Origin of the sequence: Compostimonas suwonensis, from assembly GCF_002797855.1 — a bacterium.
In the GTDB taxonomy this organism is placed as follows: Bacteria; Actinomycetota; Actinomycetes; order Actinomycetales; family Microbacteriaceae; genus Compostimonas; species Compostimonas suwonensis.
This window is the reverse complement of sequence record NZ_PGFB01000001.1, coordinates 32,417-50,639: the sequence shown is the minus strand read 5'-3', so window position 1 is coordinate 50,639 and position 18,223 is coordinate 32,417. Positions and strand designations below refer to the sequence as shown.

Sequence of the window (18,223 nt, the reverse complement as noted above, 5' to 3'; positions counted from 1 at the left end):
GACCCTCGACGAGATCTCCGTCCTGAGCCTGTACACGGCCATGGCCGTGTACGCGCTCGCCTTCATCGCCTTCGCGATCGACCTCGCCCGGCGCTCCTCGGCCGTGTCGGCGCCGGCTCTCGCCGAGCAGACGACGGTCGAGCCGGTGCGGGTGGGTGCGCTGGCGACGGCGTCGGCGAGGGCGGATGCCGCGGCATCCGCTTCGGGCTCGGCCGGGGTCTCCGGCACGGCGCGCACGGTCTCGCGCATCTCGGCGCGCATCGCCAACGACGCGAGCCGGCCCTACGGCCGCTCGCCCAGCCTGCGGGTGGGCGTCGCCCTGACCGTCGTGGCCTGGCTGCTGCAGCTCGCGGCCGTCGTGTCGCGCGGCATCGCCGCCGGGCGGGTGCCGTGGGCGAACATGTACGAGTTCGCGATGATGGGCACGCTGCTCATCGTGGCCGTGTTCCTCGTGGTCATCACGCGCATCGACGTGCGCTTCCTCGGAACCTTCGTGACCGGGCTCGTGCTGCTGCTGCTCGGCCTCGCCGCCACAAACTTCTACGTCGCCGTCGCGCCCCTGCCGCCTGCGCTGCAGTCGTACTGGCTCGTCATCCACGTCTTCGTCGCGAGCCTCGGCACCGCCTTCCTGGGGCTCGGCTTCGCGCTCTCGGTGGCGCAGCTGCTGCAGAACCGCCGGGAGTCCCTCGTGGCCGAGGCGAAGGCCACGCGCCTGCGCTTCCTCGCGACCCTGCCCAGCTCGCAGACGCTCGAGAACCTCGCCTACCGCGTCATCATCATCGGCTTCATCTTCTGGACCTTCACCCTCATCGCCGGCGCGATCTGGGCCGAGAGCGCCTGGGGCCGCTACTGGGGCTGGGACACGAAAGAGGTCTGGACCTTCATCATCTGGACGATCTACGCCGGCTACATCCACGCGCGGGCGACCCGCGGATGGCGCGGCTCGCGCTCGGCCTGGCTCGCGATCATCGGCTTCTCGGCCGTGATGTTCAACTTCACGATCGTCAACGTCTTCTTCAAGGGCCTGCACGCCTACTCGGGGCTCTGAGCCCCGAGTCGCACGGGGCTCCGAGCCCCGGGCCTCACGATGACCTCGGAGCGCAGTTGAACGCGTGACGCCTCGTGGGCGTCGATCCGTCAGGATCGCAGCCACTCCAGGAGGTCGGCGTTGATCGTGTCGGCCTGGGTGGTCGGCATCCCGTGGGGAAAGTCGGGGTAGCTGATGAGCGTGCCGTTCTGCACGAGCTTCGCTGACAGCGGGCCCGCGTCGGCATACGGCACGATCTGGTCGTCTTCGCCGTGCATAACGAGCACGGGCACGGAGATCTTCTTCAGGTCGTCGGTGAAGTCGGTCTGCGAGAAGGCGACGATTCCGTCGTAGTGGGCTTTGGCCCCGCCCATCATGCCCTGCCGCCACCAGTTCTGGATGATCGCCTCGGAGGCCTCCACCCCGGGGCGGTTGTAGCCGTAGAAGGGCCCGGACGGCAGCGCCCGGTAGAAATTCGATCGGTTGGCGGCGAGCTGTGCCTGGAGGTCGTCGAAGACGCTCTTCGGCAGACCGCCCGGGTTGTTCTCGGTCTGGACCATGATCGGGGGCACCGCGCTGATGAGAACCGCGCGTGCGACCCGATCCTCGCCGTACTGTCCGATGTAGTGGGCGACCTCCCCGCCTCCCGTCGAATGACCGACGTGGATGGCGTCGTGCAGGTCGAGGTGCTCCGTGAGCGCGGCCAGGTCGGCGGCGTAGTGGTCCATGTCGTGGCCGTCCGAGGTCTGGGCCGAACGCCCGTGTCCGCGCCGATCGTGAGCGATGACGCGATAGCCCTGGCTCAGGAAGAACAGCATCTGCCCGTCCCAGTCGTCTGCTGAGAGCGGCCAGCCGTGACTGAACACGATGGGCTGCCCCGACCCCCAGTCTTTGTAGTAGATCTCGGTGCCATCGGTGGTGGTGATCGTGCTCATGTCTTTCACTCCGTTCCACTCGTGCTGATCTCTCATACCGTGTGCCTCGGATCGGCAGCCGGCATGAGCAGCCATCGCCCGGAGCGCTCGGTCTCAGAATAGCCCCGCGTCGAGAGGGGCGATCGGAGTTTTTCGCTCCGGCAGGTGAACATCGTGCGAGCGACGGGGAGCGGATCGGTCGCACCCGTGCTCACGGGGCGGCCAGGGTTCAGAGCAGGTCGTAGACGCGCGAGAGCCGCTCGAGCCACCAGGCGGTGCGCTCGGGGGATGCCGCGTGACGGCGCAGCGCCCCCGGGTCGAGCTCGGGGCGGCGCACGGGGATGCGGCCGTCGACCGGGGCGAGAGGCTGTGTCGCGACATCCGCCGCCAGCAGGGAGATGGTGCCGAGGCCGCAGTCGAAGTCGAGGCTCGGAACGGCCGCGGCGAGGTGGGCTCCCATGGCGATGCCCACCGAGGTGTCGATAGCGCTCGAGACGACGACCGGCAGGCCCGCCTCGCGCACGATGGCGAGGGCCGCGTGGATGCCGCCGAGCGGCTGCGCCTTGACGACGAGGATGTCGGCCGCCCCCGCCCGGGCGACGGCGAGCGGGTCCGCGGCCTTGCGCACGCTCTCGTCGGCGGCGATCGGGATGCCCATGTACTTCGTGCGCGTGCGGATCTCGGCGAGCTCCTCGACGGTCGCGCACGGCTGCTCGACGTACTCGAGATCACAGTCGGCGAGGGCGTGGATGGCGTGCTCGGCCTCGTCGACGTTCCACAGCCCGTTCGCGTCGAGGCGGATGCGGCCCTCCGGCCCCAGGATCCGGCGCACCTCCTGCACGCGGGCGATGTCGTCGGCGAGGCTCTGACCGGGCTCGGCGACCTTGACCTTGGCGGTGCGGCATCCGGGGAAACGGGCCAGGACCGCGGCGACGGCGCTCGGAGCGACGGCGGGCACCGTGGCGTTGACGGGGATCGTGTCGCGCAGCAGCGGGGGAGTCTCGCGCCAGCCGAAGTCGATGGCCGCGGCGAGCCAGGAGGCCGCCTCCTCGTCGCCGTACTCGAGGAAGGGCGAGAACTCGGTCGCGCCGAGCGGCCCCTCCAGGAGGAGCGCCTCGCGGGTGTCGATCCCGCGAAACCGGGTGGACAGAGGGAGCGAGACCACCCGTGCGGTGGCCACCAGCTCATCGAGTTTCGGCTTCACCTCCCCAGTCTGTCGCGAGTAGACGCGAATCGGGGGTGTTTGGATGCGAACACCCCCGATTCGCGTCTACTCGCGGGATAGAGGGTCAGCTGGCGACGAGCTCTAGCCGGGGGGACTCCTCCACCCACTCGACGTCGCTCGTGATGGGCAGGGGCTCGTCGAGCATCGCCGCCCGCTGGGTGGTCACGTGCCGGAAGGCCGCCTGCAGGGCCTCCCGCGCGCTGGCGCGGCGCACGACCACCTGGGCCGAGTCGATGAGGATGTCGTTGCTGTGCCCCGAGGCGGAGTCGCGCGCCGAGAGAAAACGGGTGACGGCGGTGGCGAGGTTGTCTCGCAGAGGTGCGACGCCGCTCGAGACGACCGACTCGGTGATGACCGAGTGGGCGACGGTGGGGGTGTGGGCGTAGACGGGGGTGGCCGACTCGGCCGAGATGATGCGCACGATGTAGGCGGTGCCCGTGCTGTCATCGCCGATGCGATGACTGCGGAAGCCCATGGACGCCGCGTGCTGATCCAGTTCGTTCAGTTCGGTGGGTGCGGTCGGCGCGCGCCAGACCCACGCGCTGACGTCGAGCAGTTGCCTCATGCCGTTCCTCCGTGACGTGTGCGGATGTGCGACGAGTGCGGACTGCGGTGACCTCGTCGTCGCGAGATATTGTGACACGGATGCGACGACTTTTGTAAGTGCTTCGTCAAAAGTGATGCATCAATCGAGATACTTCTGTTCGCCGATCCACGAAAGCATGTGCTTTACTAAGCCGCATGGTGGATACGACCCGAGCGTCGGCCGCCGTCGGCACCGGGGTCTCCGGTGTGAGCGGGCTGTTCCAGCTCCTTCGAGACGGCCAGCCGCGTACACGCGCCGAGCTCGCGACGGCGACGGGCTTGGCGCGCTCGACGATCGCCTCGCGGGTCGACGGCCTCATCTCGCTCGGCCTCGTCGCCCCCGTCGGCGACGCGATCTCGACCGGGGGGCGGCCCTCCTCCCAGTTCGCGTTCAACCCCTCCGCCCGCGTCGTCCTCGCCGCCGACCTGGGCGCGACGCACGCGACCGTGGGCGTCAGCGACCTCAACGGCGCGATCCTCGCCGAGCACCAGGATCCGCTCGACATCGCCGCGGGGCCCGAGGCCGTGCTCGGCTGGCTCGTGGAGTCGGGGCGCGAGCTGTTGAGCTCGGCCGGCCGCGACATCCGCGATCTCGCCGCCATCGGCATCGGCCTGCCGGGGCCGGTCGCGCACAGCACGGGGCGGCCCACGAACCCGCCGATCATGCCCGGCTGGGACGGCTTCGACGTTCCCGGCTGGGTGCAGCAGCACCTGCAGGTCCCCGTGCTCGTCGACAACGACGTGAACCTCATGGCCCTCGGCGAGGCCGCGCACTCGTGGCCCGGCGTCGAGCACTTCATCTTCGTCAAGGTCGCGACCGGGATCGGCTCGGGGGTCATCTCGGGGGGAAGCCTGCAGCGCGGCGCCCAGGGGATCGCGGGTGACCTCGGTCACGTCTTCGTGCAGCGCGGCGCCGGCATCGCCTGCCACTGCGGCAACCAGGGCTGCCTCGAGGCGATCGCGAGCGGCCCCGCCGTGGCACGGGAGCTGCGCGCGAGCGGCGTGGAGGTGCAGACCGGGCGGGATGTCGTGGCGCTCGTCAAGCGCGGCGACATCGCGGCGATCCAGGCCGTGCGCCAGGCCGGCCGCGACATCGGGGAGGTGCTCGCCACCTGCGTGAGCCTCATCAACCCCCAGGTGATCGCGATCGGCGGCTCGATGGCCCAGGCGGGGGAGCATCTCATCGCCGGAGTGCGCGAGGTCGTCTACTCGAGGTCGATGCCGCTCGCGACGGAGCACCTGATGATCGTGCAGTCCCGCGCGGCGGGCAACGCCGGTCTCATCGGCGCGAGCATGCTCGCGATCGAACACGTGCTGTCGCCGGTGAGTATCGACGCGATGGTGCTCGCCGAGCCCTAAGCTGACCGCATGGTCGAGACTCCGCGAGCCGTGCGCCGCGTCATCCTGCCCCTGTCTGTCGCCGCGGTCGCGCTCGCACTGCTGAGCGCCTGCGCCTCCGGTGCCGCGCCGAGCCCCACGCCGAGCGACAGCTCCAGTGCGACGGCGACGGCGACGTCGACCGCGACGCCGACGTCGACCGCGACGCCGACCTCGACGGCTGCGAGCCCCGACATCCCCGACGGCGAAGGCGCCTGCCACGACGACGAGCTCGGCTACTCGCTCGAGAGCCGGCCCGACGACAGCGGCGCCGGCCAGTTCTACTGGAACCTCGTATTCACGAACAACGGCTCGCAGCCCTGCACGCTCGAGGGCAACCCGACCGTCGTGATGGTCAACGCCGAGACCGGCCAGCCGGCGGGCAACCCGGCCGACCCCGACTTCGTGCAGGACTCCGGAACGGTCATGCTGCCCGTCGGGGGAAGCGCCTACAGCCTGCTGCACCTCACCGAGGCCGGGGCCCACGACTGCCCGATCGTGCCCGTGTCGAACCTGCTCGTGAACCCGCCGCACTCCGACGGCACGCCCGCCGAGGTCGGCACCCCCAACGCCATCGAGGGCTGCGACTCCGACGTCACGATCTTCTCGGCAGGCTCGCTGACCCCGCAGCCGGCCACCCCCTGACCCCGCGCGGGCCGGGCGAGGCCGCGTAGGCTGGCGGTATGGTCTCCGACGTCTCAGACATCTTCGATCCCTCCGAGTGGCGGGTCGCACCGGGGTTCGGCGAACTCAGCGATGTGACCTATCACCACGATCTCTCCGGTCGTATAGCCCGCGTGGCATTCAACCGGCCCGAGGTGCGCAACGCCTTCCGCCCGCACACCGTCGACGAGCTCTACGCGGCTCTCGACGACGCCCGGCAGAACCCGCGCATCGGGGTCGTTCTGCTCACGGGCAACGGGCCGAGCCCCACAGACGGAGGCTGGGCCTTCTGCAGCGGGGGCGACCAGCGCATCCGCGGTCGTGACGGTTACCGGTACGAGGATCAGGGCGGCCCGGATGCCCCGGCCGACGCCGCGCGCACCGGTCGCCTGCACATCCTCGAGGTGCAGCGCCTCATCCGCTTTATGCCGAAGGTCGTCATCGCTGTCGTGCCCGGCTGGGCGGCCGGCGGCGGCCACTCGCTCCACGTCGTCTGCGACCTCACGATCGCGAGCGAGGAGCACGGCCGCTTCAAGCAGACCGATGCGGATGTCGGATCCTTCGACGCCGGCTACGGCAGCGCGTACTTCGCCCGGCAGATCGGCCAGAAGAACGCCCGCGAGGTGTTCTTCCTGGCCCGGGAGTACAGCGCTCGGCGGGCGTACGAGATGGGTGCGGTGAACGCCGTCGTCCCGCACGCCCTGCTCGAGCCGACCGCCCTCGACTGGGCGCGCACGATCCTCACGAAGTCGCCCACAGCGATTCGTATGCTCAAATTCGCATTCAACGCCGTCGACGACGGGCTCGTGGGACAGCAGGTGTTCGCGGGCGAGGCCACGCGCCTCGCCTACGGCACCGACGAGGCCGTCGAGGGGCGGGACTCCTTCCTCGAGAAGCGCGATCCCGACTGGTCGCCCTACCCCTGGCACTACTGAGCATGACGATGCCGGCTCGCGGGCGGGTGAGCGCTGTATGAGAGAGCTGCGCGTGGTCGGGGCCGAGGAGCCGGCACGTGTGCTCGGCGCGCTGCGGGACGCCCTGAGCGGCGAGGGGGCGGCCGTGCTCCCTCGCGCGGCCGGCGCCCAGGCCTCGCCCGGTGGCGACGCCTCCGAGGAGGTCGACACGGGGACGTCGCTCGGCCCCGTGCCCCGCACCGTCGCCCTCGTCATCGAGACCTCGGGCTCGACGGGCGTGCCCAAACGCGTGATGCTCAGCACCGACGCGCTGCTCGCGAGCGCCGCCGCCTCGACCTCGGCCCTCGGCGGCGGCGGTCAGTGGCTCCTCGCCCTGCCCGCCCACTACGTCGCCGGCGCGCAGGTTCTCGTGCGCTCGATCGCCGCGCAGACCGAGCCCGTGCTGCACCCCGCCGGCCACTTCGACCCGGCCGAGTTCGCCCGCAGCGCGCGCGCCCTGAGCGAGGAGCGCCGCTTCACCTCCCTCGTGCCCGTGCAGCTCGCCCGACTCGTCGACGCGGCCGAAGGCGACGCGGAGGTGCTCGCCGCGATGCGCCGCTTCGACGGCATACTCGTGGGCGGGCAGGCCGTGCGCCCCGAGCTCGTCGCACGGGCGCGGGGGCTCGGCTTCGGCATCCGCCTCACCTACGGCTCGAGTGAGACCTGCGGCGGCTGCGTCTACGACGGCCGGCCGATCGGCAACACCCGGGTGCGTCTCGTCGACGGGCTCGTCGAGCTCGGAGGCTCGGTGCTGGCCGAGGGCTACCTCGCCGACCCCGAGCGAACGGATGCCGCCTTCCGCGACGACCACGGCGAACGCTGGTATCGCACGGGCGACCTCGGCGTTCTCGACGGTGAGACGCTCACCGTGCTCGGCCGCGCCGACAACGTGATCGTCTCGGGAGGGGAGAAGGTGTCGCTCGACGCGGTCGAGCGCCGAGTGCGCTCGCTCGACGGCCTCGGCGACGCGGTGGTCGTGGCCGCGGACGACCCCGAATGGGGCCAGGCGCCCGTCGTCGTCGCGGAGGGGAGCGTGCGGGGGCTCCCCGGCATAGCGGAGCTCCGTGCCGTCGTCGCCGGGGCCCTGGGCCGCGCCGCCGCACCCCGGAGCATCGTGATCGTGGAGCGGCTGCCCGTGCTCGCCTCGGGAAAACCCGACCGGATTGCGATCACGCGCATAGCCGCCGAGGAGTCCGGCCCCGGCATCCGGGCTTAGAATCGCACCCGTGGCAGCACGAACCCCCGGTAGACCGAAAGCCCAGCGACTCGACCCCGCGAAGGAGCTGCGGCGGCGTGGTGCGCCCGGGAAGACGCCCGCGAAGGCCGTGAAGCCGGCGAGCGCGGCCGACTGGATCTCGGGGGCGCGCGTGCGCACCCTGACCCTCGCGGTCGGCCCCGTCGTCGTCGGCTCGAGCGCCGCCTACCTGCTCGACGGCTTCGACCTCGCGCTCGCGATCCTCTGCCTCGTCGTCGCCCTCGCGCTGCAGATCGGCGTCAACTACTCCAACGACTACTCGGACGGCGTGCGCGGCACCGACGACCACCGGGTCGGGCCGGCGCGACTGACCGGTTCGGGTGCCGCCCGGCCGCGCACCGTGCTGAGCGTCGCCATCGCCTTCTTCGCCCTCGCCGCCGTGGCGGGCCTGGCGATCGTGCTGATCAGCGGCTACTACTGGCTGCTCGTGGTGGGCGCCGTCGCGATCGCGGCCGCCTGGTTCTACACGGGCGGCAAACGGCCATACGGGTACTACGGCTTCGGCGAGCTCTTCGTCTTCGTCTTCTTCGGCATCGTCGCGACGGCGGGAACGACCTTCGTGCAGGCCGGGACGGTCAACCTCGAGGGCTGGCTCGGCGGCGTCGCGGGTGGTCTTCTCGCCTGCGCCATCCTGATGGTCAACAACCTGCGCGACATCGACACCGACCGGGCCGCCGGCAAGAGGACCCTCGCGGTGCTCATCGGGCGCACGGCGTCGCGGGTCGTCTTCTGCATCCTCATGCTGCTGCCCTACGTGATCGCCGCGTTCCTGGCGCTCTTCTACCCGCCCGTCTACGCGGTCTTCTTCGCCCTGCTGCTGTCGCTCCCCGCGTGCGTCATCGCGATCACGGCCAAGACGCCCAAGGAGCTCATCCTCGCTCTCAAGCTCGCGAGCTTCACGGCGCTCGCCTACAGTGTGCTGCTCGCCTTCGGGCTCGTGGTGCCCTACTCCGCGATCTGAGGCTCACGGCAGAGTTCGCCGTCTCGGCGAGCGAGGCCGCCCAGAACGACGGTGCGGCTCAGGCCCTTGCCTCGGGGTCGGAGCTCGCGACGCGGTCGACTTCTGCATCCTCGTCTGCGTCGTCGTCGTCGCTCGCGCTGTGGTGCTCGCGGTGTCTCGCCTCGTAGAGCTGCAGGGATGCCGCGTTGAGCGGTTTGCGCAAGAAGATGTACGAGACGCAGAGGCCGACGATCGCCGCGATGACCGTGGCGATCCAGGGGATGACCCCGAAGACCAGAAGGATCGCGAGCGGCGCGGCGAACGCCAGCACTCGCAGGAGCGTGTAGACGAGCCAGGCCGGAATGGACTTCACGGCACAAGTCTACGATCGTGCGACTGGAGCTGCGCTGGATGGCCGTTTCTCCCAGACTCGCGGACTACCATTGGTGCATGGCACGAGCATTGTTCGGGCTGGTCCTCGTGGCCGCCGCCTTCATCATCTACGCAGTCGTAGATTGTGTGATGCTCGACCGTGCGCGCGTGCGTGGGCTTCCCCGTGGCGTGTGGATTCTCATCATCCTTCTTCTGCCGGTCATCGGCGGTATCCTCTGGTTCTTCGTCGGTCGTGGCCGCAAGTCCCAGCTGCGTGCGCGGTCGATTGCGCCCGACGACGACCCCGACTTCCTCAAGGGCCTCATCAAAGACCCCGACCAAGACGAGCGCATCCGCAAGCTCGAACAGGAGCTCTCGGAGCTCGACGACGGGCAGACGCCGCCCGACGGCCGCCCGGGCGAGGCCGACCCGCCCGGACGACGGGATGCCTGAGCCGCAGACCAGCCCTGCAACCGAGTTCGCCGCGCGGCTCCTGCTCGCCTTCGTGGGCCGCGGGGTGCGCCATGTCGTGCTGAGCCCGGGCTCACGCTCGCAGGCGCTCGCGCTCGCGTGCGCCGAGCTCGAGGCCGTGGGCGCGATCAGCCTGCACGTGCGCATCGACGAGCGCTCTGCGGCCTTCCTCGCCCTGGGGCTCGCGGTCGAGAGCGGCATGCCCGCCCTGATGATCACGACGAGCGGCACGGCGGTCGCCAACCTGCACCCCGCGGTGCTCGAGGCGAGCCATTCGCGGGTTCCGCTCATCCTGCTGACGGCCGACCGGCCCGCCGAGCTGCGCGGCATCCGCTCGAACCAGACGACCGTGCAGCCCGGCATCTTCGGGCCGGCCGTGCGCCTCTCGGTCGACGTCGAGGCACCGGGTGGCGGCACGGAACACGCCGGCGAGACGGGCGCTGACGACACGCGCGCCGACCGGCTCGTCGACCGGGCGATGGATGCCGCGTGCGGCACCCTCTCGGCCGATCCGGGCCCCGTGCAACTGAACCTCGCCTTCCGCGAGCCGCTCTCGGCGGCCCGCAGCTCGGTCGCCCTCGACGCTCCCGCAGAGGTGGCTCCCCGCCCGCAGCTGCCCCCGCACGAGACCTTCCCCGTGCGTCGCGGCCCGCGCACCGTCGTGATCGCCGGTCACGCGGCCGGCCCGCAGGCGCAGGAGTTCGCGCTCGCCGGCGGCTGGCCGCTTCTCGCCGAGGTGTCGAGCGGCTCCCGCTTCGGGCCCAACACCGTCGTCGCCTACCGCGAGCTGCTCGCCGACGCCGACTTCGGCGGCCGGGTGCAGCGCGCGATCGTGTTCGGGCATCCGACGCTCAGCCGCGAGGTGCCCGCGCTCGTGCAGACGCCCGGGGTCGAGACGATCGTCGTGTCGCCGACGGGCGAGGAGTGGTACAACCCGGGCCATCGGGTGCACACGGTCGCCCGCTCGGTGCTCGCCGTCGACGAGGAGGGTCAGCCGCTCGCCGACGATCCGCACAGCCTCTCGGCCGAGCAGCGCGCCTGGCTGGGATCCTGGGTGACGGCGAGCCGGCGTGTGGTCGATGCCGGTGAGAGCCTCGACGCACCGGATGTCGCGGCATCCCGCTCGGCGAAGATCTCCGACCGTCGCGACTTCGCCCGCGAGGAGCTCGCGATCATGCGGCAGCCGATCACCCGGCGCATGCTCGTCGAGGCGGTGTGGCGGGTCACCTGGCCGCACGACCGGCTCGTCCTGGGCGCGTCGAGGCTCGTGCGCGAGCTCGACCGCGTGGCTGCCGGCAAACGCGTCGTCGTGCACGCCAATCGCGGTCTCGCGGGCATCGACGGAACCGTCGCCACGGCGCTCGGCATCGCGCTCGCGAGCCAGGAGGTCGTGAACGGCGCGGCCCCCGCCTCGACCGGCGCGACCCGGGTGCTGCTCGGCGACCTCGCGCTGCTGCACGACGTCGGCTCGCTGCTGCTGCCGAGTGCCGAGACACGGCCGCGCATCCAGCTCATCGTCGGCAACGACGGCGGCGGCACGATCTTCGACACCCTCGAGGTTGCGGCCTCGGCGGCGGCGGACCGTTTCGACCGTGTGCTCTACACGCCCCAGTCGGTGGATGTCGCGGCCCTCGCCACGGCGTACGGCTGGTCGCACACCCGCGCCACGACCCGCACCGAGCTCGACCAGGCGCTCACGACGCCGCTCACGGGTCCGTCGATCCTCGAGATCCCGCTGCCCCGCTGACCCCGCGCTTCTCACAGAGGCGAGGAGGGGATCATGTCGACTATCCCGAAGCAGCCGCGGCCGTTCTTCCCATCGAGCAGGGCGGGGGTCCTCGCCGGGGTGGCTCTTGTGGCGGCGGTCCTTGTCGCCTCGGTACTGGAATCGGCCGGAGTGCCGATCGTGTCACCGACTGCCGCGTTCGTCGCGCTCGCGGCGGCGTTCGCCACGATTCCCCGAGCGATCCAGCCGAGAGGCAACGGGATCCTCGCCCCGATCGGGCAGGTGGCATCGGGGGCTGTTTATGGGTCAGCGCTCGTGATCGGGCTAGCGGGAAGCACCGCCTCGATGATGACCGGTTCGCCGGTCTGGGCTTCCGTCGCACTGGTCGTCTGCATACTCGGTCTAGCCGTCGGTCTGGCCTGGGCCTTCAACTCACGGCACACGATTCGCCATTCTCCCGCAGCCTGATCCTCACCAGGACCGTCAGAGGGCCCGTCCGGTTAGACCGAACGGGCCCTCTGATCATCTTTGCGAGGAGGAATCGGCTCAGCCGAAGGCCTCGACGACGGGGCGGAACTTCATACGCGTCTCGGCGAGCTCGCGCTCGGGGTCGGAGTCTGCGACGATGCCGGCACCCGCATAGGCGGTGATGTCGCCGGCGGGCGACACCTGGGCGCAGCGCAGGGCGACCGCCCACTCGCCGTCGCCGTCTGCGCCGACCCAGCCGACCGGCCCGGCGTAGCGTCCGCGATCGAAGGGCTCGAGCTCGTCGATGAGGGCGAGGGCCGAGGCCGTGGGGGTTCCGGCGACCGCGGCCGTCGGGTGCAGGGCGGCGATGAGGTCGAGCGACGTCGATCCGTCGCTCAGTGTGCCCTCGACATCCGTCGCCAGGTGCCACAGGTTGGGCAGTTTGAGCGTGAACGGCATCTCGCTCGTCACGAGCCGTGAGCTGTGCGGGCTGAGCGCCGCGAGCACGCTCTGCACGGCGAACTGGTGCTCGTCGCGGTCTTTCGAGCTCGTGGCGAGCGCGACCGCCGAGTCGTGGTCGGCCTCGGCGTCGCCGCCGCGCGAGATCGTGCCGGCGAGCACGCGCGCGCTCACGGTGCCGTGGTCGACGCGCACGAGTGTCTCGGGGCTCGAGCCCATAAAGCCGTCGACGGCGTAGGTCCAGCAGTCGGGGTAGCCGAGGGCCAGCTCGACGAGGGGTCTGCGGCGGTCGGACTCGAGGGGCAGGTGGCCGACGAGGTCGCGGGCGAGCACGACCTTCTCGAGCTCGCCCCTGCCGATGCGCTCCACGGCGGTCGCGACGGCCGTGCTGTAGTCGGCCTTGCCCATGGCGCCGGGCAGCAGCGAGATGCGGTATTCGGAGCCGAAGGGGGTGGCCTGCGGCATCCTGCCCGCGACGGCGCTCGCCGTCACCGACGCCCCGGCGAGAGCGGATGAATCGAGCCCGTCGTTCGCCTGCACGCGGGTGATCCAGCTGATGCCGCCTCGCCGCCCGACGATCGTGCGGGGAACGATGAGCACGCTCGTGAGGCCGCTGTGCGCCGAGAAGGTGAAGGTTCCGAAAGCGACGAGCCCCGTGCCGGGCCGGCCGATCGGGTCGGTGACGGTGGCGGCGGAGGCCAGGAGGCGCCAGGCCTCTGCGGCCTGGGCCATGCGGTCGGGCCCGGAGAACTCGAGCCGGATCGACTCGCCGATGCCGGCGAGCCCTTCGCCTTTGCGCATCCACAGGAGCGGCTCGCTCGAATCGAGGAGCGGGATGAGGTGGCGGATGTCGTCGACCGGAGTGGTCTCGACGGTCAACGCCCGAACGGGCGCAGCGGTTGTGCTCACCTCTTCACAATACGCCCGTCCGCTGGGTGCGCTCTGTGCCCGGCGGACGCCCGGCCCTTCCCGCCTCCCCTCCGCCCCGCGTCCCCGCATCCGACTCAAAACGACGGAACTTTTCGCTCAGGAGGGGGCTTTGGGCTCCAAAACTGCTGTTCTGCATGGAATCTCCGTCGTTTTGGGTATGGAAGGGGTGGGGTGGCCGCGCGCCCGTAAACTAGTACGGTGAAGGCCGACCTCAGCAAACGCCCCGACGAAGTCGCGGCCATGTTCGACGAGGTGTCGACCCACTACGACCGCACCAACACGGTGCTCTCCGCGGGCAACGACATCCTCTGGCGTGTGGCGACCACACGGGCCGTCGACCCGCAGCCGGGCGAGCGGGTCCTGGATGTCGCGGCCGGCACGGGCACCTCGAGCGCGGCCTTCGCACGCAGCGGCGCCGCCGTCGTGGCCGCCGACTTCTCGCCGGGCATGATCGCCGTCGGCCGCACGCGCCAGGCGCACGTTCCGAACGTCGAGTTCGTGCAGGCCGACGCCATGGCCCTGCCGTTCGGCGACGACGAGTTCGACGCCGTCACGATCTCCTTCGGGCTGCGCAACGTCGCCGACCCGCAGCAGGCGCTCTCCGAGTTCTTCCGCGTCACGAGGCCTGGCGGGCGCCTCGTCGTCTGCGAGTTCTCCACACCTCCGGTGCCCCTCATCCGCAGCGCGTACGGCGCCTACCTCCGTGTCGTCATGCCGGCCCTCGTGCGCTTCGCGAGCTCCAACGACGCCGCCTACGGCTACCTGGCCGAGTCCATCGAGGCCTGGCCCGACCAGCCGACGCTCAGCTCGTGGATCCGCGACGCGGGCTTCACGAGCGTGGCGTACCGCAACCTCACGGCGGGCATCGTGGCCCTGCACCGTGGCGTCAAACCCGGCCTCCCGGTCGGCTGATCATCGATCGTTAGGCTGAGAGAGTGAAACCGAGCGTTCCCGTGGTCCGTCGTGGCTCGTCGCTGACGTCGCAGTTGGGGCTGAGCGAGCGCGTCTTCTCGTCTGCCGAAGACCGCGGCATGGCCCGCGCCGTCGACGACGGCCTGGCCCGCGTCGAGTCGACCCTGCTGCAGGAGGTGCGGTTCGCCGACAGCATCGCCGACGTCACGGGCCGCTATCTGCTGGATGCCGGCGGCAAACGCGTGCGCCCCATGCTGACCCTGCTCACCGCCCAGCTCGGCGAGGGCGGCCTGCCCGAGGTCGTGCAGGCCGCCGCTGCCATCGAGATCACCCACCTCGGCTCGCTCTACCACGACGACGTGATGGACGAGGCGGAGCGCCGCCGTGGGGTGCCCAGCGCCCAGACGGTGTGGGGCAACTCGGTCGCGATCCTCACGGGTGACCTGCTCTTCGCCCGGGCGAGCCAGATCATGGCGGCGCTCGGCGAGCGCGCCATCCGCCTGCAGGCGAACACCTTCGAGCGCCTGGTGCTCGGCCAGCTGCACGAGACCGTCGGCCCGCAGCCGGGCGACGACGCGATCGCCCACTATCTCGCGGTGCTCGCCGACAAGACCGGCTCGCTCATCGCGACAGCCGGGCAGGCCGGAATCGTCTTCTCCCATGCTCCCGCGGAGTTCGAGCAGGCGGTCGTCGACTTCGGCGAACGCGTCGGCATCGCCTTCCAGCTCATCGACGACGTGCTCGACCTCTCCGCGCGAACCGAGGAGACCGGCAAGACGTCGGGAACCGACATCCGCGCCGGCGTCGTCACCCTGCCGCTGCTCAAGCTCCGGCAGCGGGCGCTCACGGACGCCTCCTCCGCGGCCCTCCTCGCCCGGATCGAGAGCCACGTCTCCGTCGATCGCGACGACGACGCCGACCCGCTCGACCTCGACGAGGCGATCGCCGAGCTGCGCGACCACGAGGTCACCCGCGAGACCTTCGACGAGGCCCACCGCTGGGCGCGCGACGCCGTCGCGGCCCTCGAGCCGATCCCGGACGGCTCGGTCAAGAAGGCGCTCTCGCGTTTCGCCGACACGATCGTCGAGCGCTCCAGCTAGCGACAGAACGCGTGCCCGCCCACCCGGCGGGCTCCCTGAAAGGAACCCCGTATGACCAAGCTCAGGCTGGCCATCGTCGGTGCAGGCCCCGCCGGCATCTATGCCGCCGACATCCTGCTCAAGTCGGAGAGGAGCTTCGACGTCTCGATCGACCTCTTCGAGCAGCTCCCGGCTCCGTACGGGCTCGTGCGCTACGGCGTCGCACCCGACCACCCGCGCATCAAGGGCATCGTCACGGCCCTGCGCGAGGTGCTCGACCGCGGCGACATCCGCATCTTCGGCAACGTGAGCTTCGGCAGCGACATCACCCTCGACGACCTCAAACGCCACTACCACGCCGTCATCTTCGCGACGGGGGCGGTGCGCGACGCCGATCTCGACATCCCGGGCGTGGGGCTCGACGGCTCCTACGGCGCCGCCGAGTTCGTGAGCTGGTTCGACGGCCACCCCGACGTTCCGCGCACCTGGCCGCTCGAGGCGCAGTCGGTCGCTGTCATCGGCAACGGCAACGTGGCCCTCGACGTGTCGCGGATGCTCGCCAAGCATGCCGACGACCTGCTGCCCACCGAGATCCCCGCGAACGTCTACGAGGGCCTCAAAGCCTCGCCCGTGACCGACGTGCACGTCTTCGGCCGCCGCGGGCCCGCCCAGGTCAAGTTCACCCCGCTCGAGCTGCGCGAGCTCGGCGAGCTGAACGACGTCGACATGGTGCTCTACGACGAGGACTTCGACTACGACGAGGCGGCGAGGGCGGCGATCGCGAGCAACAAGCAGGTCATGGTCATCGACCGGGTGCTGCAGCAGTGGCGCACCCGCGAGATCGGCTCCGCGAGCCGCCGCCTGCACCTGCACTTCTACGCCAAGCCGCTCGAGATCGTGGGCGACGGGAACGGCCGGGTGAGCGCCCTCCGCTACGAGCGCACCGCGCCGGATGCCGAGGGCGGCGTCGTGGGCACGGGCGAGATCCGCGAGATCCCGATCCAGGCGATCTACCGCGCGGTCGGGTACTTCGGCTCGGAGCTGCCCGGTGTGCCCTTCGACGTGCGGCACGGCGTCATCCCGAACCATGAGGGTCAGGTGCTGCACGGCGACGACAACGAGCAGATGTTCGGGGTCTACGCGACCGGCTGGATCAAACGCGGACCCGTGGGCCTCATCGGCCACACGAAGTCGGATGCGATGGAGACGGTCCGCCATATCATCAACGACCAGGCGAACTGGTGGTCGCCCTCCTCGCCGTCGGAGGAGAGCGTCGTCGAGCTGCTGCAGTCGCGTGGCGTCGAGTACACCGACCTCGACGGCTGGCACCGTCTCGACCAGCACGAGCTCGCCCTCGGCGAGCCCGAGGGCCGAGTGCGCATCAAGGTCGTGCCCCGCGACGAGATGGTGCGCATCTCCCGCACCGACGCCGACTGACGCGCTCCGGCCTCCGCGGTTCGCCTGCTTCCGGCCTGTGTAACGGCCTTGCTTACTCAAAACGACGGAGATTTCGCCCGCTGAGGCCCGTTTCTCCCGTTTCAGGCCGGTTTTCGGGCGGATCTCCGTCGTTTTGAGTGGGAGTGGGAGTGCGAGTGGGAGTGGGAGTGGGAGTGGGAGTGTGCTGACCGCCGACCCGCTCGTGGGGGGGGGGGGGGGGGGGGGGGGGCGGTACCCCGGCTCGATCCGCCTGGCCTCGGCCCATTCCCGCGGGCGATCGCTAGGGTTGGGGAATGAGCGACCCGGTGTGGAGACCCGACGTGCTCGGCCCCGGCTTCGAGCAGCTCACGCTGCCGCTCGCACCGGACGACGAGGGCGAGGTCGTCGCGACGCTCGTGCGCTACGTGCCGCGCCGCTTCTCCGGCGGGCTCGCACGCGGTCTCGGCATCGTGACCGGCCCCGCCGCCGGCGCTGACGTGCTCTACGTGCACGGCTGGTCCGACTACTTCTTCCAGAGCCACCTCGCCGCCTTCTGGCATCGGATGGGCGCGCGGTTCTTCGCCCTCGACCTGCGCAAGTACGGCCGCAGCCTGCGTGCCAACCAGACCCCCGGCTACGTGACCGACCTCGCCGTCTACGACGAAGACCTGGATGCCGCGCTCGCCGCCATGGGCCGGCGCGCGGGCTCGGCCAGACCCCTGGTGCTCATGGGCCACTCGACGGGCGGACTCACGCTGAGCCTCTGGGCAGCGCGTCATCCGGGGGCCGTCGCCGGTCTGGTCCTCAACAGCCCGTGGCTCGAGTTCCAGGCGCGGCAGGTGGGCAGGCAGGCGCTCGCGCCGCTCATCGGGCTGCAGGCGAGGGTGGCGCCGCTCGCCCCGCTGCCGACCGTCGACCTCGGCTTCTACACCCGGTCGGTGTCGAAGGAGTTCGACGGCAGCTGGGAGTACAACGGCCAGTGGCGGCCGGTGCAGGGGTTTCCGACGCATCCGGCCTGGCTGAGCGCCATCCTCGCCGGTCATGCGCGGGTCGCCGACGGCCTGGGCATCGACGCCCCCGTGCTCACGATGCTCTCGGCCCGCTCGGTGCTGCTGCCGCGCTGGACGCCCGCGATGATGTCGGCCGACATCGTGCTCAACGTCGACGACATCGCCGAGCGCACGGTGCGACTCGGGCCCACGGTGAGCGTCGTGCGCCTCGACGGCGCTCTGCACGACATCATGCTCTCGATCGAGCCCGTGCGCGAGGAGGCCTACGCGCAGATGACGCGGTGGCTGCGCGGGTACCTCTGAGCGGTGTCGATCGCACCCGCCCTCAGCGGCGGGCGATCCCGGCACCCCGAATGCAGGAGCTCGGGCGCGACACGCCGAGAGGCTCGGGCCGAAGGCGGCCCTGACCGCGTGAACTCCTGCATTCGGGATGGGTCGGTG

General features: G+C 70.8%; 18 protein-coding genes. 13 read left to right on the top strand and 5 right to left on the bottom strand.

Going from position 1 to position 18,223, the window contains the following annotated elements:
• The first annotated feature begins 40 nt into the window (after positions 1 to 40).
• Complete coding sequence (gene ccsB, locus CLV54_RS00250; protein WP_100343590.1) at positions 41 to 1,048, top strand: c-type cytochrome biogenesis protein CcsB; 1,008 nt, start codon at positions 41 to 43, stop codon at positions 1,046 to 1,048.
• An 89-nt stretch (positions 1,049 to 1,137) separates the two neighbouring features.
• Here ccsB and CLV54_RS00245 read toward each other — a convergent pair whose 3' ends face one another.
• From CLV54_RS00245 to CLV54_RS00235, 3 genes are all read right to left on the bottom strand, one after another.
• Positions 1,138 to 1,962, bottom strand: a complete 825-nt coding sequence (locus CLV54_RS00245; RefSeq protein ID WP_100343589.1) for an alpha/beta fold hydrolase — start codon at positions 1,960 to 1,962, stop codon at positions 1,138 to 1,140.
• Between the two features lie 208 nt (positions 1,963 to 2,170).
• On the bottom strand, positions 2,171 to 3,145 hold the full coding sequence (locus CLV54_RS00240; protein ID WP_100342968.1) for an o-succinylbenzoate synthase: 975 nt from the start codon (positions 3,143 to 3,145) through the stop codon (positions 2,171 to 2,173).
• A gap of 85 nt (positions 3,146 to 3,230) precedes the next feature.
• Positions 3,231 to 3,731, bottom strand: coding sequence for a hypothetical protein (locus CLV54_RS00235; RefSeq protein ID WP_100342967.1), 501 nt, complete (start codon positions 3,729 to 3,731; stop codon positions 3,231 to 3,233).
• Between the two features lie 176 nt (positions 3,732 to 3,907).
• Here CLV54_RS00235 and CLV54_RS00230 point away from each other — a divergent pair, with 176 nt between their 5' ends.
• Genes CLV54_RS00230 through CLV54_RS00210 form a run of 5 tightly spaced genes read left to right on the top strand, consistent with a single transcriptional unit; the run spans position 3,908 to position 8,960 of the window.
• Positions 3,908 to 5,110, top strand: coding sequence for an ROK family transcriptional regulator (locus CLV54_RS00230; protein ID WP_100342966.1), 1,203 nt, complete (start codon positions 3,908 to 3,910; stop codon positions 5,108 to 5,110).
• A gap of 9 nt (positions 5,111 to 5,119) precedes the next feature.
• Positions 5,120 to 5,773 (top strand): DUF4232 domain-containing protein, encoded by a 654-nt coding sequence (locus tag CLV54_RS00225; protein WP_100342965.1) that lies wholly within the window; start codon positions 5,120 to 5,122, stop codon positions 5,771 to 5,773.
• Positions 5,774 to 5,811: 38 nt separating this feature from the next.
• The gene (locus CLV54_RS00220) at positions 5,812 to 6,726 is read left to right on the top strand and encodes a 1,4-dihydroxy-2-naphthoyl-CoA synthase (RefSeq protein ID WP_100342964.1); all 915 of its coding nucleotides are present in this window, start codon (positions 5,812 to 5,814) and stop codon (positions 6,724 to 6,726) included.
• Positions 6,727 to 6,763: 37 nt separating this feature from the next.
• Entirely contained in the window at positions 6,764 to 7,960 is a 1,197-nt protein-coding gene (locus CLV54_RS00215) for an AMP-binding protein (RefSeq protein ID WP_170061928.1), read from the top strand.
• Positions 7,961 to 7,970: 10 nt separating this feature from the next.
• Entirely contained in the window at positions 7,971 to 8,960 is a 990-nt protein-coding gene (locus tag CLV54_RS00210) for a 1,4-dihydroxy-2-naphthoate polyprenyltransferase (protein WP_425430252.1), read from the top strand.
• Between the two features lie 58 nt (positions 8,961 to 9,018).
• On the opposite strand, the gene CLV54_RS00205 is transcribed toward CLV54_RS00210, so the two are convergent.
• Complete coding sequence (locus CLV54_RS00205; RefSeq protein ID WP_100342962.1) at positions 9,019 to 9,312, bottom strand: DUF4229 domain-containing protein; 294 nt, start codon at positions 9,310 to 9,312, stop codon at positions 9,019 to 9,021.
• 77 nt (positions 9,313 to 9,389) lie between these two features.
• On the opposite strand from CLV54_RS00205, the gene CLV54_RS00200 reads away from it, so the two are divergent.
• Genes CLV54_RS00200 through CLV54_RS00190 form a run of 3 tightly spaced genes read left to right on the top strand, consistent with a single transcriptional unit; the run spans position 9,390 to position 11,976 of the window.
• The gene (locus tag CLV54_RS00200; RefSeq protein WP_100342961.1) at positions 9,390 to 9,764 is read left to right on the top strand and encodes a PLD nuclease N-terminal domain-containing protein; all 375 of its coding nucleotides are present in this window, start codon (positions 9,390 to 9,392) and stop codon (positions 9,762 to 9,764) included.
• Positions 9,757 to 11,529, top strand: a complete 1,773-nt coding sequence (menD, locus tag CLV54_RS00195) for a 2-succinyl-5-enolpyruvyl-6-hydroxy-3-cyclohexene-1-carboxylic-acid synthase (protein WP_100342960.1) — start codon at positions 9,757 to 9,759, stop codon at positions 11,527 to 11,529. Before CLV54_RS00200 ends, menD begins: the two co-directional genes overlap by 8 nt.
• 33 nt (positions 11,530 to 11,562) lie before the next feature.
• Positions 11,563 to 11,976, top strand: a complete 414-nt coding sequence (locus CLV54_RS00190; protein WP_100342959.1) for a hypothetical protein — start codon at positions 11,563 to 11,565, stop codon at positions 11,974 to 11,976.
• Between the two features lie 78 nt (positions 11,977 to 12,054).
• Here CLV54_RS00190 and CLV54_RS00185 read toward each other — a convergent pair whose 3' ends face one another.
• Positions 12,055 to 13,344, bottom strand: coding sequence for an isochorismate synthase (locus CLV54_RS00185; RefSeq protein ID WP_245861178.1), 1,290 nt, complete (start codon positions 13,342 to 13,344; stop codon positions 12,055 to 12,057).
• 219 nt (positions 13,345 to 13,563) lie between these two features.
• Here CLV54_RS00185 and CLV54_RS00180 point away from each other — a divergent pair, with 219 nt between their 5' ends.
• The 4 genes from CLV54_RS00180 (at position 13,564) to CLV54_RS00160 (ending at position 18,085) form a co-directional block, all read left to right on the top strand.
• Positions 13,564 to 14,277: a demethylmenaquinone methyltransferase gene (locus CLV54_RS00180; protein ID WP_157802738.1), complete on the top strand. Its 714-nt coding sequence runs from the start codon at positions 13,564 to 13,566 to the stop codon at positions 14,275 to 14,277.
• Between the two features lie 23 nt (positions 14,278 to 14,300).
• Positions 14,301 to 15,377 carry a polyprenyl synthetase family protein gene (locus CLV54_RS00175; protein WP_100342957.1) on the top strand — a complete coding sequence of 359 codons (1,077 nt, stop codon included), beginning with the start codon at positions 14,301 to 14,303 and terminating at the stop codon, positions 15,375 to 15,377.
• Between the two features lie 51 nt (positions 15,378 to 15,428).
• Positions 15,429 to 16,793 (top strand): FAD-dependent oxidoreductase, encoded by a 1,365-nt coding sequence (locus tag CLV54_RS00170; protein ID WP_100342956.1) that lies wholly within the window; start codon positions 15,429 to 15,431, stop codon positions 16,791 to 16,793.
• A gap of 293 nt (positions 16,794 to 17,086) precedes the next feature.
• Positions 17,087 to 18,085 (top strand): alpha/beta hydrolase, encoded by a 999-nt coding sequence (locus tag CLV54_RS00160; RefSeq protein WP_100342954.1) that lies wholly within the window; start codon positions 17,087 to 17,089, stop codon positions 18,083 to 18,085.
• Positions 18,086 to 18,223: the final 138 nt, after the last annotated feature.